At 25.7% G+C, this 26,349-nt stretch carries 24 protein-coding genes; 8 read left to right on the forward strand and 16 right to left on the reverse strand.

Features of this window, described 5'->3' with window-relative positions; translation table 11 throughout:
- Position 1: 1 nt before the first annotated feature.
- The 7 genes from FDK22_RS02020 to FDK22_RS02050 all read right to left on the reverse strand — a co-directional run bounded on the left by FDK22_RS02020 (position 2) and on the right by FDK22_RS02050 (position 9,271).
- On the reverse strand, positions 2 to 1,105 hold the full coding sequence (locus FDK22_RS02020) for an efflux RND transporter periplasmic adaptor subunit (RefSeq protein WP_138151218.1): 1,104 nt from the start codon (positions 1,103 to 1,105) through the stop codon (positions 2 to 4).
- A complete protein-coding gene (locus FDK22_RS02025) occupies positions 1,095 to 2,855 on the reverse strand; it encodes a TolC family protein (protein ID WP_138151219.1) in 1,761 nt (586 codons plus the stop codon). The genes FDK22_RS02020 and FDK22_RS02025 overlap by 11 nt, the downstream gene beginning before the upstream one ends.
- Positions 2,842 to 3,486 (reverse strand): TetR/AcrR family transcriptional regulator, encoded by a 645-nt coding sequence (locus tag FDK22_RS02030; RefSeq protein WP_138151220.1) that lies wholly within the window; start codon positions 3,484 to 3,486, stop codon positions 2,842 to 2,844. The genes FDK22_RS02025 and FDK22_RS02030 overlap by 14 nt, the downstream gene beginning before the upstream one ends.
- Before the next feature lie 126 nt (positions 3,487 to 3,612).
- A complete protein-coding gene (locus FDK22_RS02035) occupies positions 3,613 to 4,473 on the reverse strand; it encodes a DMT family transporter (protein WP_138151221.1) in 861 nt (286 codons plus the stop codon).
- 24 nt (positions 4,474 to 4,497) lie between these two features.
- Positions 4,498 to 4,896, reverse strand: coding sequence for a rhodanese-like domain-containing protein (locus FDK22_RS02040; RefSeq protein ID WP_138151222.1), 399 nt, complete (start codon positions 4,894 to 4,896; stop codon positions 4,498 to 4,500).
- Positions 4,897 to 4,974: 78 nt separating this feature from the next.
- On the reverse strand, positions 4,975 to 6,972 hold the full coding sequence (locus FDK22_RS02045) for an ATP-binding protein (RefSeq protein ID WP_138151223.1): 1,998 nt from the start codon (positions 6,970 to 6,972) through the stop codon (positions 4,975 to 4,977).
- A gap of 58 nt (positions 6,973 to 7,030) precedes the next feature.
- A complete protein-coding gene (locus tag FDK22_RS02050; protein WP_138151224.1) occupies positions 7,031 to 9,271 on the reverse strand; it encodes a cache domain-containing protein in 2,241 nt (746 codons plus the stop codon).
- 100 nt (positions 9,272 to 9,371) lie between these two features.
- Between FDK22_RS02050 and FDK22_RS02055 the strand changes: the two genes are divergently transcribed.
- Together FDK22_RS02055 and FDK22_RS02060 are read left to right on the forward strand one after the other, a co-directional pair.
- Entirely contained in the window at positions 9,372 to 9,932 is a 561-nt protein-coding gene (locus FDK22_RS02055; protein ID WP_138151225.1) for a LemA family protein, read from the forward strand.
- Between the two features lie 17 nt (positions 9,933 to 9,949).
- Positions 9,950 to 10,921: a DUF3137 domain-containing protein gene (locus FDK22_RS02060; RefSeq protein WP_138151226.1), complete on the forward strand. Its 972-nt coding sequence runs from the start codon at positions 9,950 to 9,952 to the stop codon at positions 10,919 to 10,921.
- 4 nt (positions 10,922 to 10,925) lie between these two features.
- On the opposite strand, the gene FDK22_RS15870 is transcribed toward FDK22_RS02060, so the two are convergent.
- Positions 10,926 to 11,057: a hypothetical protein gene (locus FDK22_RS15870; RefSeq protein WP_276309167.1), complete on the reverse strand. Its 132-nt coding sequence runs from the start codon at positions 11,055 to 11,057 to the stop codon at positions 10,926 to 10,928.
- Positions 11,058 to 11,334: 277 nt separating this feature from the next.
- Here FDK22_RS15870 and FDK22_RS02065 point away from each other — a divergent pair, with 277 nt between their 5' ends.
- The 5 genes from FDK22_RS02065 to FDK22_RS02085 are packed head-to-tail and all read left to right on the forward strand — an operon-like array spanning position 11,335 to position 17,151.
- Positions 11,335 to 12,678 (forward strand): imelysin family protein, encoded by a 1,344-nt coding sequence (locus tag FDK22_RS02065; RefSeq protein ID WP_138151227.1) that lies wholly within the window; start codon positions 11,335 to 11,337, stop codon positions 12,676 to 12,678.
- Positions 12,647 to 13,984, forward strand: a complete 1,338-nt coding sequence (locus FDK22_RS02070) for a di-heme oxidoredictase family protein (RefSeq protein ID WP_228711613.1) — start codon at positions 12,647 to 12,649, stop codon at positions 13,982 to 13,984. The genes FDK22_RS02065 and FDK22_RS02070 overlap by 32 nt, the downstream gene beginning before the upstream one ends.
- Position 13,985: 1 nt before the next feature.
- Positions 13,986 to 14,972 (forward strand): imelysin family protein, encoded by a 987-nt coding sequence (locus FDK22_RS02075; RefSeq protein ID WP_138151229.1) that lies wholly within the window; start codon positions 13,986 to 13,988, stop codon positions 14,970 to 14,972.
- Between the two features lie 5 nt (positions 14,973 to 14,977).
- Positions 14,978 to 15,985: a sterol desaturase family protein gene (locus FDK22_RS02080; RefSeq protein WP_138151230.1), complete on the forward strand. Its 1,008-nt coding sequence runs from the start codon at positions 14,978 to 14,980 to the stop codon at positions 15,983 to 15,985.
- Positions 15,986 to 15,987: 2 nt separating this feature from the next.
- Entirely contained in the window at positions 15,988 to 17,151 is a 1,164-nt protein-coding gene (locus tag FDK22_RS02085) for a cytochrome-c peroxidase (protein WP_228711614.1), read from the forward strand.
- Between the two features lie 27 nt (positions 17,152 to 17,178).
- Here FDK22_RS02085 and FDK22_RS02090 read toward each other — a convergent pair whose 3' ends face one another.
- The 8 genes from FDK22_RS02090 to FDK22_RS02125 all read right to left on the reverse strand — a co-directional run bounded on the left by FDK22_RS02090 (position 17,179) and on the right by FDK22_RS02125 (position 24,320).
- Positions 17,179 to 19,656, reverse strand: coding sequence for an ABC transporter permease (locus tag FDK22_RS02090; RefSeq protein ID WP_138151231.1), 2,478 nt, complete (start codon positions 19,654 to 19,656; stop codon positions 17,179 to 17,181).
- Entirely contained in the window at positions 19,650 to 20,312 is a 663-nt protein-coding gene (locus tag FDK22_RS02095; protein WP_212744968.1) for an ABC transporter ATP-binding protein, read from the reverse strand. The genes FDK22_RS02090 and FDK22_RS02095 overlap by 7 nt, the downstream gene beginning before the upstream one ends.
- Entirely contained in the window at positions 20,312 to 20,926 is a 615-nt protein-coding gene (locus tag FDK22_RS02100) for an arylesterase (protein ID WP_138151232.1), read from the reverse strand. The genes FDK22_RS02095 and FDK22_RS02100 overlap by 1 nt, the downstream gene beginning before the upstream one ends.
- A gap of 77 nt (positions 20,927 to 21,003) precedes the next feature.
- Positions 21,004 to 22,407, reverse strand: a complete 1,404-nt coding sequence (locus tag FDK22_RS02105) for a L,D-transpeptidase family protein (RefSeq protein WP_138151233.1) — start codon at positions 22,405 to 22,407, stop codon at positions 21,004 to 21,006.
- A 111-nt stretch (positions 22,408 to 22,518) separates the two neighbouring features.
- A complete protein-coding gene (locus tag FDK22_RS02110) occupies positions 22,519 to 23,010 on the reverse strand; it encodes a flavodoxin (protein WP_228711615.1) in 492 nt (163 codons plus the stop codon).
- 27 nt (positions 23,011 to 23,037) lie between these two features.
- Complete coding sequence (locus FDK22_RS02115) at positions 23,038 to 23,799, reverse strand: hypothetical protein (RefSeq protein WP_138151235.1); 762 nt, start codon at positions 23,797 to 23,799, stop codon at positions 23,038 to 23,040.
- Positions 23,800 to 23,810: 11 nt separating this feature from the next.
- Positions 23,811 to 24,014 (reverse strand): hypothetical protein, encoded by a 204-nt coding sequence (locus tag FDK22_RS02120; RefSeq protein ID WP_138151236.1) that lies wholly within the window; start codon positions 24,012 to 24,014, stop codon positions 23,811 to 23,813.
- A 3-nt stretch (positions 24,015 to 24,017) separates the two neighbouring features.
- Positions 24,018 to 24,320: a DUF2325 domain-containing protein gene (locus FDK22_RS02125; RefSeq protein WP_138151237.1), complete on the reverse strand. Its 303-nt coding sequence runs from the start codon at positions 24,318 to 24,320 to the stop codon at positions 24,018 to 24,020.
- A gap of 136 nt (positions 24,321 to 24,456) precedes the next feature.
- Between FDK22_RS02125 and FDK22_RS02130 the strand changes: the two genes are divergently transcribed.
- Positions 24,457 to 26,331: a mechanosensitive ion channel domain-containing protein gene (locus FDK22_RS02130; protein WP_138151238.1), complete on the forward strand. Its 1,875-nt coding sequence runs from the start codon at positions 24,457 to 24,459 to the stop codon at positions 26,329 to 26,331.
- Positions 26,332 to 26,349: the final 18 nt, after the last annotated feature.

Genomic DNA, 26,349 nt, shown 5'->3' on the forward strand with positions numbered 1-26,349 from the left:
CTTATTTTCCTAACTCTTTTTTATTTCCTAAAGATACTTCCATATTTTCAAATACTTCACTCATACCAGCTTTTAATACTAAATCTTTATCCTTTATTCCTGATATGATTTCATATCCATCATTTGTTAAATTTCCTACTTTTACATTTTTTCTTTTTATTTGATAAATATCATCTTGTTTTTCTAGTACATAAACAAAATATCCATTTTTATCATTTAAAACTGATCCTGCAGGTATTAGATAAACAACTGATTTTAAATCTTTTAAAAGATTAAAATATACCTCACAAGACATTCCTGACTTTATTTTTTTTGTAGGATTTTCTAGTTTTAATACTACCTGATAAGTTTTTTGATTTGGTGAAGTAAATTTTGATATCTCTTTTATTTTTGCATCAAACTTATCATTACTAATTGAAGTAAACTTTACCTTTACACTATCCCCTACTTTTAATTTATTTATTAAGACATCAGGAACTTGCACTTGTACTTCATCTACTAATTTATCACTTATTAAAACTATTGGAGTACCAGCATTTACATTTTCATTTTCTTGAACAAACTTTGAAGATATATATCCATTTATTGGAGAATATAACTTTGTATATGAAAGTTGAAGTTTGATATAGTCAAGTTGTTTTTGAATATTATTTACTTTTGCTTTTGTTGAGTTATATTGAGCTTTTGCATTATCAATATCACTAGTACTCGCATTTTGATTTATATAAAGTTTTTTAACTCTTTCATAATTTGATTTTGCATTTTTCATAGCAACACTTGCTTCACTTAAACCAAATTTTGCTTGTGAAACCTGTAGCTCATATGGGGCTGAATCTAAAGAAGCTATAAGCTGATTTCTTTTAACCTCATCACCAATATCTAACTCTAGTTTACTAATATTTCCTTTTACTTTAAAACTTAGTTTTACTTGATTATTTGCACTTGCAAGGGCATTAAAAACCCTTGTGGTCTCACCATCTTTTGATTTAGGATAAATTGCAAAAACTGATTTAATAGTTTTTTGTTCAGCTTTTTTCTCTTCAATACTACAGGCACTAAAAAATACTGCACTTGCTAATACTAAAACTAAAAATCTACTTTTCATCTAAAACTCCTAATAGTTCTTTTTCAAACTTACTTTTTTTATCTTCATTTACCAAAACTTCAATATTTCCACTAAAGAAATAAACTGAAATTAAATCAATCAAATAATCTATTGAAGAGATACTCTCATTTAACTTTGATACCATATATGAGTTTTGAGCATCTAAAAGAGATATAATAGTTTCACTACCACTTTTATATCTATCTAAAACTAATTCATAGTTCTTTTTTGCATATTTTTGAGCAATTTGTGAGTAATCAATTTTTTCATATGATTTTAAAAGAGAGTCAAGATTTTGATTTATATTTTTTTCTATGAGATTTTTAATTTCATTATATTTTAACTTCAAGTTTATAAGTTCTACTTCATTCTTCTCAATTGCATTTGAAATAGCTCCACTTTCATAAAGTGGAAGAGAAAAGTTTAAAACCATTTGATATTCATTATTATCCCAAGGTCTTGGGAAAGCAGCACCTGTTCCATATCTACTTTCTATTTTTTTAGCTTGAGCTTCAAAAGCAACAGTTGGTAAATATCTTGAAGATTTATTCATTGAATACTCTTCGTTTTTTACATCTATTAATTTAGTTATTTGTTTTAAACTATTATGTGATTGGATAATATAATCAAATAAAAATAGTTTTATTTTTTCATTTTTTAGATAACTTATTGCAGATATATTATTTAATTTAAAAGTGTCAGAGTTTAAATCATAATCTACTAAATCAAACTCTTCATTTGCTAATATCATATTTTTTAACTCAAATTTTTGAGTCTCTAGTTGTTTTTGGGACTCTTTTAGTTGAAGATTTATATTTGCTAATTCACTCTCCCATCTATATAAATCACTTCTATAACTAACACCTATATCAATTCTTTGTTTTGAAAACCTTAGATTCTCTTGAATAAACTCTTTATTTGTATTTATCACATCAACATATTTTTCTAACTTTAAAATATTTAGATATGTTAAAAATGATTTATAAATTAGCTCTTCATTTTTATAAGTAACTTCATTTTTATTAGATTTATCTAAAAGCTTTTTAATTTTTATATTTTGAATCACTTTATTTGAATAGATTACTTGTGTTAATTTTGCACCAACTTCAAAGACCCCTTGAGAGTACAAACCTGAGCTATATTTTGCTCTATCGGCATCTATTTGAATCACATTTGAGAACAATTGTATATTTGGTCTATAAAGACTTTTTGAATCATCAATATCAATTTTACTTGTTAATAAATCATTTTGATTTTGTTTTATTTGAATATTATTTGAATTAATTAGTTTATATATATCTTGTAAATCTAACTTCTTTAAATATCTATTTTCTTTTTTAACTTTTGGGATATAATCACTTTTTAAAAATATTGATTTTGATTTTTTATCCTCTTTTAAATACTCCAATATATAAATAACTGCTGTCCTGATAACTTTGTTTTCATCATATATTGAATTGATACTATCATAGGTAATAATATTTTTATTTGCCTTACTTATTTTTTCTTTATTTTGAAAAATATAAATAGCCTTATTTTCGTTAAGATATTTTTCACACTCACTTATATTACAACTACTAATTTTATAAATAATTTTGTCATCACTTCCAAATAAACTATTTGTTTCACTTTTTATTTGCTCAATATAATTTGAAACTTTTGAATCTAATACTAAATCAAGATTAAATGTTTTTGAATAAGAAACTTGAAAAAGAAGTATTATAAAAAATATAATTTTATTTGTTTTCATAGTAAGCCTTTAGAATCTTTTCTAAATCTTTCACATTTTCATTGTCTAAACTTTTTTGAGTTAAATATGGTTTTATTAAATAAAATTTATTTAATGCTGCTTTTTTCATCACTTCATAAATATCAAAATCCAATAGATTCCAATACATAAAATTAGAGCATGCTACAATCCACATATTTGATACAAAAAACTCTATCTCTTCTTTAGATAAAGGAATAATATAACCATGTTTTATCTGATGTTCCATAAGTGAAGAAACCATAATTATTTCTTTTTTTAATTGTTCTTGAATAATTTTTTTGAAAGTGGGAAAATTGTTTACTAACTGGTCCATTTCTAGATGTATAAATCTATATTCTATTTCTACTTCTAAATTATCAAGTAAAAACTGTTTTAACAAAAATATTTCATCTTTTTCATAATTTAGATTTATCACGTCTTTAAAAATTTTTTCTAAATATCTTAAAAAAAGTTCAATAAGTATCTCTTCTTTATTTTTAAAATAATAATAGAAATTTCCAATACTTATACCCACCTCTTTTGCAATTGCCCTATTTGAAGTATTTATGCAACCTTTTGTATTAAATAATTCTAATGATTTTTGAAGAATTTTTTCTTTTGTATTAAACATTTTAAACCTTTTTGAGCACTTGCTCTAATTATAGAGCAACTGCTCTAAAATAAAGATAAAAATTAGATTTTACTATCTTTTAATTTTTGGCTAAATCATTTATGTTTTTGATAATTTATAGGAGTTTTAATTATACTTTTTATTTGGCATTGCATTAATAAATATTGCAATTACAACTAATGCGCCTCCAATAATAGTCATTTTAGGTACGAGCTCACCTAAAGCCAGCCATAACCATACAGGGGCTAAAACTGTTTCAATAATAGAAAATAAACTAACCTCAGCTGAAGTTATAAATTTTGTAGATAAAAAGATTAAATACATTGCTAGTGGAATTTGTATAAAACCCATTAGAAATAGCCATTGAAGATTTTCTGAACTTACATCAAAAATATTATCATTAGAAAAATACATTATTATTGCAATTAAAAATCCACTTAATGAGATAATCAAAACCTTTGAAAAGTGTTGATATTTTCTTAATAATGTCAATTCAAGTCCAATTGCAATAGCTAAAAGAACTCCTAATAAGTCCCCCAATGAACCAAAAGAGGAACTACTTCCAAAAACAATTGCTATTCCTAAAAATGATATTATTATTGCAATCAAAGTGTTTTTTTTAATTTTTTCTTTTAAAAATATGTAACTAAATATCGCTGCGAAAAATGATGCTGTTGAAAGAAGTACCACAGTGTTTGCAGCAATAGTATATTTTATAGAAAATACAAATAAACAAGTCCCTATACTTGAAAGAATTGTTACAACACTAAAAGTTAAAAACTCTTTTGGTTTTATTTTAAATGTGATTTTACCTTTATTAATTATAAGCCATAAAAGAAGCATACTTATACCCATAAATAAACCTCTATAAAATGTTACAACACTAGCATCTGTATTTGATAATCTGATTAGCAAGGCATCAAAACTAATAATAAAAACACCTAAGGTAGCAATAAGCATACCTTGTATTCTTGTGTCTTTTAACAATATTTCTCCTAATTAATAATTCTATTAGTTTTTAATAGTTGGTCTTTGTTCTCTAATCCAAGATTTTATCCCATTTTCTAGATGAAATACATTTTTATATCCTAACTTTTTAGATAAAAAATTTCCAACCATACCTGTTCTATTACCAGATCTACAAACTAAAACAAAAGATTGATTTTTATCTTTAACATAAGATTTAAACTTTTGAAGCCATTGGTCAACATCATAATTACCATTTTGATCAAAAAACATCAAAGTTTTACTTGAAGGAACAATACCTGTTTCTATCCATTCAGGGGGAGTTCTAATATCAATAACAACTACATTTTCATCAATTTTTTTTTGTAGTGTAGTTGGATTTATTCCAATAAACTGTGCAAAACTAAATACCGATAAAACAAATAAAAAGAAAACTATTTTCATTTAAAATCCCTAAATATAATATATCTAACATATTAACTTGAAATTAATTAAAAGTACTAATTTACTAAAGATTAAATTTTAAACTAAAGGTATCTCTATTTTAAATACAGCATTATTATTAATATTATAGGCAGTTATTCTTCCCGAAAAACTTTCTTCTATGATTTTTCTGCATATAGGTAAACCTTGACCTAAATTATTCCCTTTTTTAGTTGTTTCATATTCTTCAAAAAGTTTATTGGGTAATAAAGACTCGTCTATTTTCCCTGCATTATCAATAATCTCAATTACTATAGAATCACCTTTGAATGCCTTTATAAATATTTTTTTCTCATTTACTTTATTTCTTTCAAACTCATCAATTGCATTATTTAATATAGATAATATTACCTGTGCAAAATTGTTTGTGTAACCTTCCATATACAATGTATCGTCAAGATCATAAACAATTTCAATTTCATTATGTTTTAATCTTGTTGATAAAATATTAGTAATACTTTCAAATACATTTTTAATGATAAACTTACTTGCCTTTTCATTTGGATTAAAAAAGTTTTTAAAATCATTTGAGATTTGGACCATTATTTCTACTTGAGTATCAATCTGCTTAAAATGACTATCTATCTCTTTTATATTTATATTATTTGCTTCTATATTTAATCTTGCACCACTTGATATTACTTTTATAATATTTAAAGGATTTTTCCATTGATGAATTAAATTTGCTAAAAGATTTCCAATCTCTGCCATTTTTGATTTTTGTATTAAATCTTTTTCTAAAGAGATTCTTTTTTTGATTTCATTATCAACTACGTTCTCTAATTGTTGATTTAAAGACTTTAGTTGAGTTATGTCTATAGCAATACCAAGAATATAAACCTTGTTCAATTTTCCCAATAATGATATTTTAATCAATTTTGTATCAAAAAAATGTCTTTTTGAATTAGTATCAATAAACTCTATTTCCTCTTCACTTCGTCCATATTCAAGGGCTTTATCAATATTCTTTTTAAAAGTATTTGCGTATTTACTTTCAAGTAAATCTTCTATTCTTTTTCCGATAACTTCATTTTTATTTTTTGCTCCAAGGATTTTTAACATTGCATCATTTACAACTACAAATTTTCTTGATACATCTTTAAAAAATACAGGATAAGGGGTGTTATTAATTATTGCATCTAATATTCTTGCATTCATTGATTGAATATATATCCCAATAAGAATTACAGGAATTGTTATAATAAATACAGTAAAAAAAATCAAAAATGTATCATATTTTATTAAAGAAAGTTTTTCATTAAAAACAGAATTGTTCAAAGAATAAATTATATAAAAATCATCCATCAATTTATACTTAATATTTAATTGAGATAAATAGTTTTTTGACTTATCAGGATGTAAAAAGAAATTACCATTCTTATCCATATAATAAACATCAAAAAACTTGTTTTCCCTAATCTTATTAATAATCTCATTTGCATTGTAGTTAATTATTAAGATTCCTAAAAGTTGATTATTTTTATAAATTGCCTTTGATATTCTTATAGTTGGGATATATGGTTTTTCAATTTTTTTATGTTCAATATTTAAATCTAGATTTGATATATAATATTCCCCTTTTTTTAAAGAGGTAGTTTTTTTAAAATAATATCTATCACTTTTATCTTGTAAATTTTTTTCTTCAAAAACCTTATTATTTTTATCTTTCTCAATTCTAATTTTTTCTATTCCATTTCTATCTAAAAATCTTAATTGAAAAATAGGTAAGCTAGCTTTTGTAATTGTATACATAAGCTCTTTTATATTGTGTGCATCATTTGTATCAAGATAATTTGAAAAAGCCTGTGCACTTTCCAAAGAATCTAAAACATTTTTATAATATGTAAATTTGTCATCTATAAACTTTCTTGTTTGTATAAAATCATAGTTAGCAATTGTGTTAAACTCATTATAAATATCATCTTTTGCTTTATTTACCAAAAATAGATATAACAAACCAGTAATAATTATATTTATGAATAAAATAACAATCAATGATTTTAAAATATATTTAAGTTTCGAGCTATAATTTAACATCTTTCATCCTTGATAACAATAATAATATTGTAATAAATTTATAATCAAATTAAATTTATTATTTAAAAGGAAGAATAATCTTAAAATTTGCTCCATGGTAACTTTTAGTTTTAAAAACAAAATCTTTATTTTTAACTCTTATAGAACCTTTAAGTAATTTATCTACAATCTGCTGAGTCATATAAAGTCCAATACCTGTTCCATGGGTTTGATGTTTAGTTGTAAAATATGGTTCAAATACTCTATTTAATATATTTTTTGGTATTCCTCCACCATTATCTTGAACCTCTATTATTAACTTTTCTTTTTCTACATATGTTTTAATCAAAATAAGTTTTTGATTAACATCAACTCTCTCAGACAAGGCATCTCTTGCATTATTTAATATATTAATCAAAGCTTGAACTAATTCATTTTCTAAAGATAAAATTCTTATATCTTCTATATCTTCAATAATTATAATATTTTTTGATTTGAATTGAACATTTATTAAATTTAATGTTCTTGAGATAATATCTTTTACACTAAATTCACTAAATTCATCATCCTTAGGTTTAAAAAAGCTTCTAAAATCTTCAATTGTTTGAGACAAATATTTTGCTGTTTCAGTAATATTTTGTAAGTTTTTATTAATTGTTTTGCTATCTAAAATCCCTAATTCATTTTGTACTTGGGTTCCTGTTGCTGTACTTGTAATTAATGATAAAGGTTGTCTCCATTGGTGAGCAATATTTCCTAGCATTTCACCCATTGAAGCCAATTTACTTTGTTGGAAAAGAAGTGCTTCTTTTTGATCTTTTTCATCTTCTAGTAATTTTCTTTTTGTTATATCTTGAACTGTTCCATAGATTTTTTGATTATCTTCACTTAATTGACCTCTACAATCAATCCAAATAGTGTTTTTATCTTTAGGCCTAATTATTCTATAAACACAAGCATGGTCACTTTTTTTATTTATAGTATTATTAAGTGAAGTTTCAAATGTTTCCCAGTCATCTGGATGCATAAGTTTCTTTAAAAATGCAGGGCTAGGTTTCTCTTTTAGTTCATCAATTCCTAAAATATTTAAAATCTCATCAGACCAATAAGCTTCTTGATTTTTTATATCTAACTTCCAGTCTCCAATACTTGCAGTTCTTTGAGCTTTTACTAAAGTTTTATGCTTCTCTTCTAAACTTGATTTATATTTATAAAAACTTTTTTCTACATACCTTGAAATAATATGGGAAACAATCAATAAAATAAGAATCAAGATTGAACTTAAAATTATAGTTTCTTTTAGATATTCATTATATTTAATCTCTAAATGATTTTGTCTTTCTATGATTTTATCATTGATTTTATCAAAGTTAAAACCTGTTCCTATAACCCAATTCCATTCTTTAATCCATCTTGCATAGCTGATTTTTTTATTTACATTCTCTTCTTTAAATGCATATTCTATAAACTTTCCATTTGCAAACATCTCTTTATTTTCATAATGTTGTTTGAAACCTTCTATTGATTTGGTAATATCTAAACCAATCAACTTTTCATATTTATGGGACAAAACTTTCCCTTTATCATTTGTTATAAATATATACCTATCATCTTTATATCTTATCTTTCTTACATAATTTAAAATTTTATTTTTTATACTATCTTCAAAATCATCAATATATTCACCTGTTCCTATAAACCAATCATAAGGCTCAAATTTTTTAAAAAAACCAACTTTTTTATACTCTTTTTTCTTGTCAGTTGATTTGTGCCAATACCAGTCATAAAAAGTTTCGCTTTTTTGACTTAAAATTTTATTCATCTCTTGAAGTAAAAGAACACCTTTTAAATCTTTATAATTCCATAAAGATTTACCTTCGATCTCAGGGAAATCACTATTTAAGATATTTGTACCATCCATTTCATAAATGAAAAAATATCCCCTTCCTTCATTGTTTCTAATTGAACGAAGAGAGGCCTTTATAATATCAGTAATCTCCTCTTTTGTTTTTTTGTTTTTATATTTATTGAATATTCTATAAGCAATTTCATAAGCATTATGAACTTGATTTCTCAAATCATTTTTCAAATCGTTTTCAGTATTTTCTTTCATCATAATCATAGATTGAGCAATTGAATCTATCCAAAGTTGTATTTCATCTTTTTCATCTTCTATTTGAGTTGTTATTATAAGATTTTTTTCTGCTTCAATATTTGATTTATGCTCTTTATAAACTAAAATTGAGATGACAATCGTTAAAAAAAGTATAAAAATTGAAGGGGAGTATTTTATAATATTTACAAGGGTTCTTTCTTTCATTACATATCCAAAATAATATTATATAGATTTTATCTTTTTTTACTTTTTATTTCAAATTTTTATTTTTTTAGTTACACTAATGCAATAAAAAGGATTAAAAATGAACACAACAATTATTATATTAATTATTTTAACAATCATACTTGTATTAATGTATAACTCACTTATAGCTAAGAAAAACCAAGTAGAAAACCTCTTTGCCTCTGTTGATGTACAATTAAAAAAAAGATATGACTTGGTTCCAAATATTGTAGCAAGTGTAAAAAAATATATGGATCATGAAAGTTCACTTCTAAAAGAAATAACTTTTTTAAGATCACAAGGTATTAGAAGAAATATCAATGATTCAGAAAAAATAAATATTGATAAAAAGTTTTCAAAAGCCTTAGCTGGACTTATGGTAACAGTTGAAGAGTATCCTGAATTAAAAGCAAGTGAAAATATAATTCAATTGCAAAAATCATTAAATGAAATAGAGGAACAAATTTCAGCATCAAGAAGAGCATATAACCAAGCAGTTACAGATTATAATAATGCAATAGAGATGATTCCTACAAATTTTATGGCTAAAATGATGAACTACAAAGAGAAAAAACTTTTTGAGATAGAAGATACACAAAAAGACAATATTTTAGTTGAAGAACTTTTTAATAATAAATGATTTAATAAAGAGTAATTTTGCAAAAAAACCCAAGTGTTGAAGAACTAAAAAACTTTTACAAAACTACCTTAATAGAGGATGTAAATAAGCTTGAAGATAAAAGGAAAAAATTAAAGAACAAACTTCTTTTTATCTACTTTATAATGCTTTGGAATAGTATAGCTATCTATTTTATATTTTTTCACAATAGCCAAAATAGTATAGATGGAATTTTTTTTACAATTGCAATTTTAGTTTCCCTTGGAATTTTTATATACAAATATATGAAAAAAGACTATAGAAGTGAATTTAAAGAATATATAATAAAACCTTTAATAAAACAGATTGATTCCAATTTAAATTACTCTTCAAATCTTCATATCTCTAAAACTATTTTCATTGATTCTAAACTTTTCACATACCCTGATAAATTTTCAGGAAATGATTTTACTATAGGAACAATTGATAAAACACAAATTCAATTTTCAGATATTCATGCCCAAAAAAAATATAAAGACTCAAAGGGAAAAACTAAATATTCAACCATATTTCAAGGCCTTTTTATAGTTGCAGATTTTAATAAAAACTTTTATGGTACAACAATTATTCTTCCTGATTTTGCTCAAAATAGTTTTGGAGATTTAATTGGTACTTGGCTTCAATCAAAAAATACTTCAAGGGGTGAACTTATCAAAATGGATAGTGTTGAGTTTGAAAAAGAGTTTGTTGTTTATTCCGATGACCAAATTGAAGCAAGATATATTTTAAGTCAAAATCTTATGGAGTTGATTTTAAATTTTAAAAAGAAATCAAAAAATGATATTTATATATCTTTTACAAAAAATAAGTTACATATCGCAATTGATTATAAGAAAGATTTGTTTGAACCTACTGTTTTTACATCTTTATTAGATGAAACACTCATTTTTGAATATATTGAAATACTAAGCCTTGTAATAGGCTGTGTAGAGGAATTAAAATTAAATAGAAGAATCTGGAGTAAAGATTAAACTATTAAAAACCTTTAATTCCAACTAACATAAAACTTACTGCTAGAGTTATAGTATATGCTTTCCATAAATTGTTTTGAATCTTTAAATTAGTTTTATAAAAAATTGAATTTTCAATTGTATTAACATTTTTCACATTTTATCCTTTTTTTGATAATGAATATCGGTATATTACTTACCTATAGCTTAATTAATTATTAATGATAACAATTATTGTTTTAATAATAACATCTTTTTCAGAAACTATCTTTATGGAATGCAAATTGCATTCCTTGATTTTAGAAATTGAAAATCAATCTCAAAAGAAATTTTAATGATAACCATTATTAATATTAAGTATTTATTAAGGGTTTTTTATTTACAATTTCGAAATTCAATTGATAATAAGTATCATTTTAAAAAAAAGGAAAAATATGTTTAAAACAAAATTAATTGCTTCAAGCTTAAGTTTAGTAGCAGCTTTAGTATTTACAGGTTGTGCTACAACAAACCAAGAAGCACAAGCTTCAAATAAAACAGAAATCAAAAAAGAAAACTCTGTATTAGTTACCTATGCAAAAATTGCACAAGCAAACTACGCAGATGCTTTAAATGATGCAAAAAATTTGGAACTTGCAATTGATAAATTTATTGCAAATCCTACAAATAATACTTTAGAAGCTGCAAAAAAAGCATGGTTAAATTCAAGGGAATCATATGGTCAAACTGAAATATTCAGACTTTCAAATGGTCCAATTGACGCTGAAGAAGGATGGGTAGCTGATACTTATGGTGCATTAGAAGGGCAATTAAATGCTTGGCCTTTAGATGAAAATATGATTGATTATACTATTGATGCCAATGGAAACAAAACTTCAGGAAATATTATTGATACTATTGGTTCTTTTAATCCTGGTGGTGAAGAATCAACAGCAGTTGATGTTTCAAATATAACAGTTGATGCAATTACAGCTTTAAATGAAAATGGTGGAGATGCAAATGTTGCAACAGGTTACCATGCAATTGAGTTTATTTTATGGGGACAAGACCAAGATTATTCTAACTTTGTAAAAGATAGTATTACAAATGGTCCTTTAACAGCAGGGCAAAGACCACTAAGTGATTTTACAGCTGATTCAAATGCACCAAGAAGATTGGCTTATTTAAAAGCTGCTTCTAGTAAAATTGTTGCAGATTTAGAAGTTATTAATAAAGCTTGGACAAATGATGGTTTATATAAAAATGCATTTTTAGGAAAATTAACTGGTGAAAATAAATCAAAGAATATACCAACACAAGACGCTTTAAAACAAATTATTGCAGGTATGGGTGTATTTATTAAATCAGAACTTGCAAATGAAAGAATTGCAGTTGCAGTTTTAACTCCATCAGAAGAGGATGAGCACTCTTGTTTCTCTGATAATACACATAGAGATATAACAGCAAACTATCTAGGATTTAGAAATGCTTTAACTGGAACATATATGGGTAAATCTTTTGGGCCTTCTTTATTAGATGCCTTATCTAATGAAGATAGAGAAAGAATTATTGCACTTATGAAATCTATTGAGAAAAAAATTGCAAGTGTTAATAAAACTGCAATGACAACGGCACACTTTGATTATCAAATTCAACCAGACAATCCACAAGCAAAAGTGATTGTTAAAATGAAAAATGAGATGAGAAAACTTGGTGATGAAATGGTTACAGTTGCCCTTGCTAATGGAATCTCTTTAAGTGAAGATGATGTTACAGATCCTGAAGAAACTAAACTATAATAACTACTTTTTAAAAAATACTTTTACTAAAAGCCTTATAGCAATTTCTGCTATAGGGCTTTTTACGGTTAATTGTAGTGCTAATGATATAACAACAAATAAAAGTAAATCTATACTTTTAAAACCAATAGATAGTTTAAATGATGAGCAATATGATAAATTTATTTTAGGTAAAAGTTTTTTTAGAATTCCATGGGTAGAAGCTCCAAGTGCCACAACAGCAAGAGATGGGTTAGGACCACTTTATAATGCAAATACCTGTATTTCTTGTCACCCTAATAATGGTAGAGGTTCACTTTATAATAAAAATGGAAGTTTCTCTAGAAGTTTGATTGCAAAACCTTCTTTTGATCCTATTTATGGTTCGCAAATTGCAATAAATGCCATTCATGGAGTAAAGTATGAAGCTAAAACAGATATAAAATTTGAAGAGATTAAAGTTGCATTTCCTGATGGAGAGATTGATACACTTTTAAAACCAATTTATGGTTTAAAAGATTTACAATATGGTCCTTTAGATAAAAAAACCGTTTTAAGTTTTAGACTAGCTCCAGGGTTAAATGGACTTGGACTTATTTCTCAAATTAGTGATGATGATATATTAAAAAATGAAGACCCAAATGATAAAAATGGTGATGGGATTTCAGGTCGTGCAAATTTTATATACTCACCCATTACAAAAAAACATGAAATAGGTAGATTTTCTTGGAAGGCTCAAATTACAACTTTAAAACACCAAATAGCAGATGCAGCTAACAATGATATGGGTTTAACAACTTCATATTATCAAAATGAAAATTGTACAAAATTTCAAAAAGAGTGTAATAAATCACCAAAGCCAAGAGATGCCATTGATTTAAATGATGAAAGACTTGAAGCAATTAAGTTTTATTTGGAGAATAGAAAAACCTATAGCCAGAAACTAAATGAGAATAATAAAGGGTATAAAATCTTTAAAGAAATTGGATGTGTGAATTGTCATATAGATAGTTTTGAAACAAAAAATGGAATAAAGTTTGCACCTTTTAGTGATATTCTATTACATGATATGGGAGAAGGTTTAGCCGATGGAAAAATTGAAGGAAAGGCTAGTGGTAGTGAATGGAGAACTGCACCATTATGGGGTCTATCACTTCATGAAAAAATAAATAATAAAAAACCACGACTTCTTCACGATGGTAGAGCTAGAACTTTTCAAGAAGCTATTTTGTGGCATGATGGTGAAGCAAAAAAGGCCAAAGAAACGTATATGAATTTAAAAAAAGAAGATAGAAAAGAACTATTAGAATTCTTAAAAGAGGTGTAACATGAAATTATTAAAAAGTATTATTTTACTTAGTGTTTTTTCAATTGGTTTAATTGCTAATACAGATAAAAAAAACATTGAAGTTGTTGAAACTTTATATGAGAAAGTTATTTTAAAAGATATTGAAATAGCTATAAATGACGCAACAAAACTTAAAAAAGAACTGGAAAATAAAAATACTCAAAAAGTAAAAGAGAAGTTTTCTGAACTTGTTGGTTCGTGGAAAAGTGTTGAAAGTTTTTACATTTTAGGGGATTTAGATGAAGAGTATATTGATACTCCCAGATACATCGATATTTTTCACAATGGAAATGAAGATATAACTAAACAATTAGACCGTGCTATTAAAAGTGAAGATGAAATTAGAATTGCTTTATTTAAAAACTCATTAAAATCTATAAATGCCCTTGAGTATGTTATTTACAAAAAAGATATTTCAAATAAAAGAGTAAATGAAATCTCAATTGCAATAATTAATAGAATCATAATGCATCTAAGTGATATACAAACAGCTTATAAAGACAATAAAGAAAAACTTTTTAAACAAATAAAAAAGGCTAACTCTATTATTATCAATAGAGTGGTAGCAAACTCTTACAAACTAAAAGAGTGGAGAGTTGGTGATGTAATGGGTAAAACAAAAAAATATGCTAACAAACAAGATAATAGTAGAGCAGAATATTTTACAAGTAAAAACTCTACAACGGCAATATTATCAATTTTACAAACATACAAAGAGATTTTTGATAATGATAAAATCTATGATTATGGTGATTACTTATTAACAATTACAGATGGTGAAATTCTAAATGCCTTAAAAGAAGCAATAAACAATTCTATTATTGAAATAAAAAAAATCAAAAATGATGATTTTTCTAATGCAGATACTTTGTATGAAGAGATTACAAATATACATGTAATTTTATTTCTTGAAATGATTGAAGAGCTTTCTATTAATGCAAAAATTTTAGATGCAGATGGAGACTAAGTAAATTGGATAATCTACTGTTTTTAGAATATTTAGTAAACCCAGCTAAAAGAACATATTGGATTTATATTTTATCATCAATATTGATAGCTTTTATATATATTTATTTTAATAAAAAAGCCTCAAGGGTAAATTTTAGTTCAAAGCTTTGGCTTCATGAAAGTGCAAAATTGGACTATTACTACTTTATACTTTCATATTTTATAAAAACAATTATGATTATTCCAATAATAATTAGTGCAAAAACAATTGCATTTTTTGTTAGTAAAAATATCTATTACCAATTTGGTTTTAATCAAATTCAAACAATTTCATATGAAAATATTTTAGTTTTATATACAATATCTTTATTTATAGTAAGTGATTTTACAAGATATTGGTTACATAGATTTTTACATACTATTCCTTTTCTTTGGGAATTTCATAAGGTACACCATAGTGCAAAGGTTTTAAATCCATTAACATTTTATAGAGTTCATCCTATTGAAAATATTCTATTTGGATTAAGATACTCTTTTGCCATTGGTTTTGTAACAGGAATATTTATATACTTTTTTGGTTCTAAGATTGGATTAGTTGAGATTTTAGGGGCGAATGCCTTTATCTTTGTTTTTTCAATTATTGGGTCTAATTTAAGACATTCACATATTCCATTGGCTTATTTTAACTTTTTAGAAAAAATATTTATATCTCCAAAACAACATCAAATACACCACAGTAAAAAACATTTTAATAAAAACTATGGTGGGTATTTAGCTCTTTGGGATAATATTTTTGGAACTTTAGAACTTTCTAAAAATGTAAAAGTTTTAAAGTTTGGGCTTAGAAAAGAACAAATGAAAGATTATAATAGTTTAACTAAACTAATAATCACTCCATTTTCAAATATTAAGAAGCAACTCGTTGCTTCCTTTAGGATTTGCTTCTTTAAAGAGGGCTTTGCTCTCTTGCTAAAAGAAGTTAAAAAGAGAAATGGTCCCCTCAAAATTGGGACAATTTTTAAGGAGAAGTAATTTTGAAATATTTAAAAACAGCTACAACAGTAGTAGCAACACTAATTTTATTTGTAGGATGTTCAAATCAAGAACTATCGAAAGAGGATTTAGTAAAACAAACTAAACAAAAAGAAGCTTTAGGACAAGCTTTATTTTTCGATAAAAACCTATCTAAAAATAGAACACAAAGTTGTTCAACATGTCATAATCCAGAAGCTGGATTTACGGATAATAGAGATAATGGTATCTCAAAAATGGCATCATTAGGTGATGATGGAAAATCATTGGGAGATAGACAAGCTCCAACTGCTATGTATGCAATGTTTAGCCCTGAATTTCATTATAATAAACAGAAGAAAAAATATATTGGTGGTCAGTTTTGGGATGGAAGGGAAGCAAGCTTAGCAGGACAAGCTGGTGGTCCACCACTAAACCCAATTGAAATGGGAATGAGTTCAAAAAAAGAAGTTATTCAAAGACTAAAAGAAAACCCTTATTATATTCAAGCTTTTAAAGATATTTATGGTGAAGATATCTTTAAAAATATTGACAAAGCATATTTTGCAATGACTGACTCAATTGAAAAATTTGAACAAACTGAACAGTTTGCACCCTTTGATTCTAAATATGATAGATATTTAAAAGGGGAATATGATTTAACTCCTTTAGAAGATTTAGGAAGATCATTATTCTTCTCTCAAGCAAATAACTCTTGTGCAACGTGTCACTTATCAAAAAAAGAGGATTCACTTGGGGAAACATTTACAAACTATGAGTATCATAATATTGGTACACCAATAAATCATAAGTTAAGAGCAGTAAATGGTGTGAAAGATATTGATAAAGGATTATTGGCAAATCCAAATGTATCAGATAAAACTCAAATGGGGAAACATAAAGTTCCAACTCTTAGAAATGTTGCTGTAACAGCTCCTTATATGCACAATGGTGTGTTTAAAGATTTAAGAACAGTAGTTGAGTTTTATGATAAATACAACAACGAAAATAGAACTATAAACCCAGAAACTAAAAAACCTTGGGATGAGCCTGAAGTAAAAGAGACTATTTCATTGGATGAACTAAAAGCAAAAAAACAAAATGATAGAAAAATAGATGCTTTAGTTGCCTTTATGAAACTACTAACAGATAAAAGATATGAACATCTTTTAGAAGAGAATAAATAAAAGGAAAATTTCCTTTTATTTATCTAATTATTCTCCAAATAATACATTTTCCTTTTGACCTATTATTCTTGAAGTAAATAAAGCAACTATCAACATAGTTAAAATCGGTATTAAAAGAAAATATAAAATTAAAACATCAGCCCTAAAATCCCAATAAGATTCAAATAAAATATCACTAATAAAATATGAAGCTATACTTCCTAAGATGATTCCTAAAGAACTAGCAGAAAAAGAGATAAGTCCATATTCAATCAAAAAGGAATCTCTTATAACTTTATTTTTAACTCCAATCATCTTAAGTCTTAAGATATTGTTTTTTTGCAGATTCATTTGATATTGAATAATAATAAAACTCATAAGTAATCCAATAACTATTGAATAAAAACTCATATTATCAGTTATCTTAGTTACATTTTTAACTAAACTAGCAAAGGTTTCAAACAAACTTTTTACATCTAAAATTGTTAAAGATGGGAAAGTATCTGTAAGTTTTAATAAAAGTTTTGAAGCATCATAATTCCCTTGGGAAATTGTTGCTAAAACTGTTTTAGGGGCATCATTTATAGCTCCATCTTGCATGATAAAAAAGAAATTTGGCGTAAATTCAATCCAGTTTACAGACCTAATATTTACAACTTTTGCTTCAAGTTCTAATCCTAAAACATCAAATAAAATTGTGTCCTCAAGTTTTATTCCATTTCTTGAAGCATACCTTTGCTCAACACTTAACTCAATGGGCTTAGAAAAATCACTTGAATCATAAACTCCACTAAATGCCCTTCCCTCAATTATTGTTTCACTTTTCTTTAGTTGTTTTCTATAAGAGAGATTAACAGCTGATCTATTTGCTTCATTTGATTTTTGTAAATTTTCACTGATATCATTATCATTAATTTTAATAACCCTTGCCCTTACCATTGGTGCAGTGTTTTCTAATTTTGCACCAAAACTATCTAAGCTTTTTTGAATATCTTTTAATTGTTCCTCTTTTGCATCAATTACAAAAAATCTTGGTCGTTCATTTGCACTTTGTGTCAAAGCAGATGAAAGGGAAGAGCCAACTTGAGGAATTAAAGAGAAAAAAATTGTACATAATAAAATTGCAGTAAATAAAGTTAAAGAAGTTTTATTTTCCCTAGTGATATTTTTTAATGCAAGGCTTAAAGAAAGGTTTTCCAAATGGCCTGAAAAATCAAATTTTCTTAGGACAAAAGAGCCTATTATAAAAAATAGTAAAATCAAAATTAAAACAGCTGATGCAAAAAATAAGCCTATGTTTTTACTTGGTGTTACAAAATGAGATATCACTAACAATAACATAATAAAAGGGATAAACCAAAAAACCATTTTAAAAAATTTTGTACTATTTCTTTGTAAAAGTGGTGTAATTAAAGGTATCCCAACACTTAAACTCACTAATACAAGCAAAAGTGCAGATTTTAAAAAAAATGAAAAGTCAAAAGAGAAATCAAATTCAAAACCAATTAGTTTTTGTACAATAGGAGCTACAAAATTTGCACTTAAAAGTATTAAAGAAAATACAATTATACTAGAGATTAAAATCAATACAAATAGATGACAAAGATACGTTAAAGAGATAGTTGATTTTTTTAATCCCAAATCATTTAATATATTTATATCCTCTTGATGTTTTTTTAAAAAACCAGAATATAAATAGATAAGTCCAACTAATCCTAGGAAAAATGATACCAAAGAAACTAGTGACAAAAAGTTTGTAATAAAGTTTAAAACCCTAAGAAGCCTATCTCTACCATCGTTAGGAGAAAGAGCTCGTAAGTTTTTATCAATAGTTTTTTCTAAATTGTTTTCTATCTCTTCTAATTTATCATTTGAAAAGTTTTCTTTAAATTGATAACTTAGTTTATATCTTGCAGTTGAGCCAAACTGTAAAAGACCTGTTGCATTTAAAGCCTCTTCACTTAAATAAATTTTTGGCATAAAACCACTAAAACTTACAGCTTTTAAACTATCTTCTAAAATCACTTTTTTGATTAGGAAATTCTCTTTCCCTATTTTTAAATTATCCCCTTTTTTTAAACCAAGTAATTCTAAAACCTCTTTATAAACCCAGACTTCATTTGATTTGGGTATAGAATTACCTTTGGGATAAATAGTTTTATCGTCAAACATTACCCCACCATAATAAGGAAATGCTTCATTTATTTTTACAAGCTCCATTAGTCTAGCTCTTTTACCAGAACTTACCATACTAACAGTTGATATTCCTTGGGAAAAGTTTTTTATTTCAGGAAGTTTTGTTCTTATATCTTCTATTTGTTCATCTGTAATTGCAAATCTTGAATTAACAGTTAAATCAGCACCCAATAAACTCTTTGCCTTACTATCTAATGAGCTATCAACACTTTGCTTAAAAAATTGTAAATATGACAAAGAAGCAATAGCCAAACAAAAGTTCAAAATAAAAATAATAGAAAAGGACTTTGATCTTTTTAAAGCTTTTGATACAAGTTCTAAAATTAACATAAATTTAAAACTCCGTGGGCTAACTGATAAGTTTTTTCACATCTTGCTGCAACATCCTTTGAGTGAGTTACTAAAATCAAGGTTGTATTGTTTTGCTTAATCAATTCAAAAAGCTTATCCATAACAGCAATACCTGTTTCTTCATCTAAATTACCACTTGGTTCATCAGCAAGTATGATTTTTGGATTATGAATTAATGCCCTTGCAATTGCAACACGTTGTTTTTCTCCTCCACTTAATTGAGAGGGGATATGATTTAATCTATGTTCCAAACCAACTGCTTTTAATAATTCGATAGCTTTTTCTTTTGGATTTGAAATACCACAAACCTTTGCAGGAAGCATTACATTTTCTAAAGCATTTAAATATGAAACTAGATGAAAATTTTGAAAAATGAATCCAATATTTGAGGCTCTAAAGTCATTTAATTCATTTTCTTGTAAATCATTGTAAGAGATGTTATTTAAAACTATATCTCCACTATCTGCTTTTATAATACCAGAAACTAATGATAGAAAAGTTGATTTTCCTGCTCCTGATTTTCCCATAATAGCAACTTGTTCCCCCTCTTTTAAAGAAAAATTTAAATCATTATAAATCTCTATTTTCTCATCACCTTGTTGGTATGTTTTTTTTAATGATTTTAATTCTAGCATTATAGTTCTCCCCAAATCTCTTTTTTTAAAAATTCAAAAACATTTTTGGCAATAACTTTATGCCCTTTTGTATTTGGATGGATTCCATCACTTTGATTAAATTCTTGAACTCCAGCTACATCTAAAAGTAAAAAAGGCATAAATTTTAATTTATATTTTTCTTGAACACTTTTAAACATATTTTTGAATTTTTCTGAATATTCTTCTCCATAATTTGGAGGAATTAACATACCAGCAAGTAATACTTTTGCCCCTGTATTTTGGGCAGTTTCAATAATTTTCTCAAGATTTTTCTGACTTTGACTTAAATTTAGTCCCCTAAGTCCATCATTTGCACCAAGGGCAATAAATACCACATCAGGTTTTTTTCTTAAATACCATTTTAAACGTGAAAGTGCATCACTCGTAGTTGAGCCACTGACTCCACCATTTATAATCTCAACATCTTTTTTAAGTTTAATTTGAATCATATCTTCAACAATTGAGGGGTATGCTTCTTTCTTACTAACTCCAAGTCCTTCAGTTAATGAATCACCTAAAAAAAGAATTGTTGATTCTTTTGCATTTGCACCATAAATAAATATTATAAATAAAACTAAAATAATTTTTTTCATGGTGTATTATATAGTAAACGATAATTTTTGTCATTAAGACTGAGTAGTCAAATTTAAGTTAAATATATTTTAAGTTTTTAAAAACTTGTAAAGTTTTTCTCTTTTTGTAAACTTGCTAACTCAACTGCATTTTTGTGGGGAATAAAATTTAGTTTTTGAATTTTATCATATTCATAAACATCTTTATAGAATTTTAATTTTCCTTTTTCATCAATATTTGCAGTTAAATATGTGATATGTAAAGGCATTTTTTTACTAAGATTTACAGTATCCATTTTCCCTTTTAGATATGTTTTTCTAATTTTTTTATAACTTTGAGGTGTGTAATAAGTTGTTAGATGTTTCATTAATGATATTGGATGCTCTAACCTTACACATCCATGACTTGAAAATCTAATTTTTTCTCTATTATCTTTAAATCTCCAAGTTCCAATTGTATCATGCATATAAACTGCATAATCATTTTGAAACATATATTTAACTTTTCCCATCCCATTAGTTGGTGAAGGAAGTTGAATAAATTTATAAGGTATGTATTTTACATCTTTCTTTAAATATTTTTTCCAATTTACACTATTAAAACTAACTTTAGGAGCATCTATATCATATATTTTTTTTCTAATAACTATATTTTTCTTTCTTAAATAGTTTTTATCTTTTAATGCCCTTGGGATAATTGTATTTTTTGCAATTGAATCTGGAATATTCCATTGAGGGTTTATAATAAAGTATGAAAGTTCACTTGATAAAATTGGAGTTTGATTATCTTTATCCCCTACTACAGTTCCAAAAGTTCGTTCAACTTCACCATTTTCAAAAAGTGTAAAGTTGTGAGAAGGGATATTAAGCTTAATAAAATACTCATCATCATAATCTTTTAAAAGCTTTAGTCTTTCTATGTTTAATCTTAATTTATTGTAGTTTTTAGCACTTAGTTTATCAATATCAAGCTTTTCTACCAATTGAAAAAAACCTGGGTGTTTAGGAGCATAATTTGATAAAATCTTCTCTACTGAAATTGAATCATCATTAAACTTTTTTAAAATCTCATCTTTGTTTATTTTCTTATTATAAATTTCGTAGTGTTGTTTTCTTTTTTTGAATTTATTTGATTTTAAAACACTATTAAATGAGATTTGATCAATACATGAGTTTTCTAAATTATTAACATATTCTAAAAATAAGTTTTCCAAAGCTTCAGATTTTTCAGGGGAATCTTTCATTTTTAAAATTGAGATGTAATTATCTTGTTGTGAACATAAAGAGGCATATTTATCCTCTTTTAAAATATCTAAAAGCTCTAATTCATTTTTTGATAATTTGTATTCATTGATTTTTATTTGTTTTGTTTCTACAGTTTGATTGTTTTTTTGTTTTTCTTGGTTTATTTTTTTTGTTAAGTTATCACTTGGTACTTGTTTTGAACAAGAGATAAAAATTAAAGATACTAACACTAAAAAAAGAAATTTAATATTTCCCATTATTTTCCTAAAATTAAAATTCGTATATTTTAGCGAAAAATCAAAAAAATTCAAAGGAGGTGCCAAAATATGATGAAAACACGAATTATTCTATTTTGGCACGGGTTTTAATTAAAAAAAAGTAGAGATGTTTTCACACCAAGATTCAATTCTTTCATCTGTTAGTTCAGGTTGATTATCTTCATCTATTACAAGTCCTACAAACTCTTCACCAACAACTGCTGTTGATTCTTCAAAATCATAAGTTTCAATAGAAGTAAATCCAACAATATTTGCACCATTATTTGATACAACTTCATAAAGTGTTCCTAAAGCATTTGCAAACTCATCACCATAAGAGTCTTGATCCCCTAAACCAAATAAGGCAACTGTTTTTCCATTGAAATCTATTTGTTTAAATTCATCAAAACAATCTTCCCAGTCATCTTGAAGTTCGCCATCTCCCCATGTTGGAGTCCCTATAATTGCGATTTCACAATCTTTTAATTTAGATATTCCATCTTTTGAAATATCTACAATCTCAAAACCATCTAACTTTTCATGTATCTTATTTGCTACTTCTTCAGTATTTCCTGTACTTGTTGCAAAAAAAATTGCTTTCATAATATATTAATCCTTTTTTTTCTAAATTTATCTTAATGTTGAACGTAATGAATAAGGTATCAACTTAATCTCATACTCACCACAAGTTACCTCATCAGTTTTTACTTGTATATGTTTATTAAAATTTTCATTTTTAGGATATACCAAATAAACCTGCTTAAACTCTGTAGTTTTTATACACTCAACTGCTTTTTTTATGTGTGCATCAATATTTAAATTTTTAGCATCTATAAATTCCCAAAATGTGAAAATCTTAGTACAAAAACTATGAAGTTCAGATTTTATATCAATAGAATCATTATTTATAAAAACCTCCCTATTCTCTCCACCATTTAAGATTTTATTACTAACAAAATTTTTAAAGATTTTTTCACCCTCTAAAAATAAAGAAAAATCTTTATTCTCTAAAATATCAATCAAAAAATAAGCTTTGTTTATATCAGTAAACTCCAATGTATTTTTTATATCAAAATTTTTAAACTCAAATTTTAGTTCTTCATTTAAATTTTTTATAAATTTATTAATCTTATTAGTTTTTTCAACATCTATTTTTTTTATTGGAGAAAAAGAATAAGAACTATATTTTAAATTTTTTACTATCTTTTTTATAAAAAGTTCAAAAAGCGTATTTCTCTTACACTCTTTTATCTCCTCCTTTGAAAACTTATAATTCTCATCAACTTCTTGATTAAAAAACTTCAAAAACATAAGTCTTTTATTTATCTCACTTTGGAACTTATCAAAAGATGGTAAGTATTCATTTTCACTTGAAAAACCAAAATATTTCATTTTATTTCCTTTTATCTTCTTCTATCTAGAATTCGAATATCTATATTTGTTGTAAATTTATATTTTATAAAGTTGCTATCTAAAATATGTGCTATTGCTAAAAACTCTTCTAAATCAGCGTTTTCAGAACCTTTTAAATTAACAACTCTTTTTGTACTTGGCTCATATCTATAGTTTTTAAAACTATTAATTTCATCAATTATTATTTCACTCATTTTTCAACCCTCACATTTATTCATTTTTAAAAACTTACAAAGTTCACAGTGAACTGAACTTGCACTTCTTTTTGTACAAATCAATGGAATATTTTTCTTTTTTGCTTCATTTTTATATTTATACATGGCGTTGTGATTAATAAAATCTGTAATCATCAATACAAAATCAGAATCTTGTGGAATCTCTTTTTTACATGCGCTTGATTTTTTTCTTGTATCCCAGTGGGTAACAGAAAATTTTCCAAAACTATCTAATATATTTTTAATGGTATTAATCTTGTCTCCACCAATAATTAAAACTGACATAAACACTCCTTAATGATAATGAATATCAGTATAATAAATAAATTTAACTTAAAGTTTGCTAATTTTGATAACTATTATCATAAAACTACAAATAAGTTCATTTTTTATATAATGTCATTTTTAAATTGGAGAGATTATGAGAACAAAACAAATACTATTTTTATTTCTTTTTTTACCCTTATTTATGTTTTCTCAAGAAAATGTAAATAGTCCACAAGCACCTGAAAATAGTAGTATCGAAAACACTAAAAATATTTCAGAACCATTAGATAGTGGGGAAGAAAAACTAAATGAGCAAATTGAGTTTGCAAAAAATATTTTAAAAAATATAAATGATGAATTTTATTTAAGTACAAATTTTAATGAAATAAATTATAGCTCGCAAATTAACTACTTAGAGACAAAAATCGATGCTAACGAAAGAGCAAATAATGAACTAGCAATGGTTAGAGATCAGATTGCAGTTTTAAAAATAAAAGAGGAAAGATTTTTTTATAATACTTTAAAAGAATTAACAAATGCAAAAAAACTTTTCAAAGATAAAGAATATTTTGAAAATGTTTTAAATAATAATATTGAGCTTCTAAAACAAAATTCAGTTGATAAATTTAAAACATTTTATGAAAGTGAAAAAAGTAGTGATAACTATATCTCTAATGAATTAGTTAAAAACTATATTAAACTACAAGAACAAAATTCACAACAACTTTTTACACTTAACTATTTAAAAGAAAACCTTTCTTCAATTAGAGTTTCAAACTTTTTTGTTGATAAATTTAACCTACAATATTTAAGTTCAATAATAGATTCATACCCTGTAATATCTACACTTTCAGATTTTAGTTCTTATTATTTAAAAGTTTCTATTGGTGATATTGTTATTGTCTTAGCAATCCTACTAATATTTAAATTATTTATTGCAAAGATTATTCATATTTTAATTACTGTTTTAAAGTATATAATTATCAAAAGTAAGAAAAATAAAAAAGATGAAAAAGATGATGAAGATATAGATGAAGAAGAGAGTCTTGGTTTAGAAACATATTTAGAAGAATCTATTGAAAAACCTTTGCTTATAGCTTTATATACTTTATCAATTCATATTTCAATATATATTCTAATAAAAGACCCTGAACTTTTAAACAAAATAATACCTTGGCTAAACACTTTTTATTTAGGTATTACAACATGGGCAGTTTATTCACTTCTTACAAATAGTATTAGTAATTATGCTCAACATTTAGTTGAAACCCATCCTAATGTAAGACGTGAAATGATTGTTTTTATAATGAGAATTATAAAAATCATCTTGATTTTACTTGTAATTTTATTTTTATTTACCCAATTAGGAATCGATATAAAAGCTATTGCAGCTTCTCTTGGAGTTGGGGGTATCGCTATTGCTTTAGCATCTAAAGATACCTTAGCAAACTTCTTTGGTTCACTTAGTATTATGATTGATAACTCTTTTTCTCAAGGGGATTGGATAGTTGTAAATGATATTGAGGGTACAGTTGTTGATATAAGAATGAGAACTACTAGAATAAGAACATTTGATAACGCAATGATTACAGTTCCAAATTCAGAAATTGCAAATGCCCATATTAAAAACTATACTAAAAGAAAAATTGGTAGAAGAATAAAAATGACTTTAGGTGCTACCTATGAAAACAAGATTGAAGATATAGTAAATTTAAAACATGATATTTATGAAATGCTTACTAACCACCCAGGTATTGCAACAGAAAAAGAACATATTGTACGAAAAAGTAAAAAATTTGAAGGTATATCTAGGGATGATTTACATGGTGTAAAAAGAAATCTAATGGTATATGTTGATGAGTATGGTGCTAGTTCTGTAAATATTATGGTTTATTGTTTTACTAGAAGTCCAGACTGGGAAGATTGGTTAGCTGTAAAAGAGGATGTGATTGTAAAAATTCATAAATTATTTGAAAAAAATAATTGTGACTTTGCATATCCAACACAAACATTACATCTTAAAAAATAGCATGAATATAGCCTTTGT

It is taken from the genome of Arcobacter arenosus, assembly GCF_005771535.1.
Lineage (GTDB): Bacteria > Campylobacterota > Campylobacteria > Campylobacterales > Arcobacteraceae > Halarcobacter > Halarcobacter arenosus.

Excerpts from the sequence above, each read along its gene's own strand:
- FDK22_RS02020 (WP_138151218.1), bottom strand. The coding sequence starts at position 1,105 with ATGAAAAGTAGATTTTTAGTTTTAGTATTAGCAAGTGCAGTATTTTTT.
- FDK22_RS02025 (WP_138151219.1), bottom strand. The coding sequence starts at position 2,855 with ATGAAAACAAATAAAATTATATTTTTTATAATACTTCTTTTTCAAGTT.
- FDK22_RS02030 (WP_138151220.1), bottom strand. The coding sequence starts at position 3,486 with ATGTTTAATACAAAAGAAAAAATTCTTCAAAAATCATTAGAATTATTT.
- FDK22_RS02040 (WP_138151222.1), bottom strand. The coding sequence starts at position 4,896 with ATGAAAATAGTTTTCTTTTTATTTGTTTTATCGGTATTTAGTTTTGCA.
- FDK22_RS02045 (WP_138151223.1), bottom strand. The coding sequence starts at position 6,972 with ATGTTAAATTATAGCTCGAAACTTAAATATATTTTAAAATCATTGATT.
- FDK22_RS02050 (WP_138151224.1), bottom strand. The coding sequence starts at position 9,271 with ATGAAAGAAAGAACCCTTGTAAATATTATAAAATACTCCCCTTCAATT.
- FDK22_RS02055 (WP_138151225.1), top strand. The coding sequence starts at position 9,372 with ATGAACACAACAATTATTATATTAATTATTTTAACAATCATACTTGTA.
- FDK22_RS02065 (WP_138151227.1), top strand. The coding sequence starts at position 11,335 with ATGTTTAAAACAAAATTAATTGCTTCAAGCTTAAGTTTAGTAGCAGCT.
- FDK22_RS02070 (WP_228711613.1), top strand. The coding sequence starts at position 12,647 with ATGTTACAGATCCTGAAGAAACTAAACTATAATAACTACTTTTTAAAA.
- FDK22_RS02075 (WP_138151229.1), top strand. The coding sequence starts at position 13,986 with ATGAAATTATTAAAAAGTATTATTTTACTTAGTGTTTTTTCAATTGGT.
- FDK22_RS02090 (WP_138151231.1), bottom strand. The coding sequence starts at position 19,656 with ATGTTAATTTTAGAACTTGTATCAAAAGCTTTAAAAAGATCAAAGTCC.
- FDK22_RS02095 (WP_212744968.1), bottom strand. The coding sequence starts at position 20,312 with ATGCTAGAATTAAAATCATTAAAAAAAACATACCAACAAGGTGATGAG.
- FDK22_RS02100 (WP_138151232.1), bottom strand. The coding sequence starts at position 20,926 with ATGAAAAAAATTATTTTAGTTTTATTTATAATATTTATTTATGGTGCA.
- FDK22_RS02105 (WP_138151233.1), bottom strand. The coding sequence starts at position 22,407 with ATGGGAAATATTAAATTTCTTTTTTTAGTGTTAGTATCTTTAATTTTT.
- FDK22_RS02110 (WP_228711615.1), bottom strand. The coding sequence starts at position 23,010 with ATGAAAGCAATTTTTTTTGCAACAAGTACAGGAAATACTGAAGAAGTA.
- FDK22_RS02115 (WP_138151235.1), bottom strand. The coding sequence starts at position 23,799 with ATGAAATATTTTGGTTTTTCAAGTGAAAATGAATACTTACCATCTTTT.
- FDK22_RS02120 (WP_138151236.1), bottom strand. The coding sequence starts at position 24,014 with ATGAGTGAAATAATAATTGATGAAATTAATAGTTTTAAAAACTATAGA.
- FDK22_RS02125 (WP_138151237.1), bottom strand. The coding sequence starts at position 24,320 with ATGTCAGTTTTAATTATTGGTGGAGACAAGATTAATACCATTAAAAAT.
- FDK22_RS02130 (WP_138151238.1), top strand. The coding sequence starts at position 24,457 with ATGAGAACAAAACAAATACTATTTTTATTTCTTTTTTTACCCTTATTT.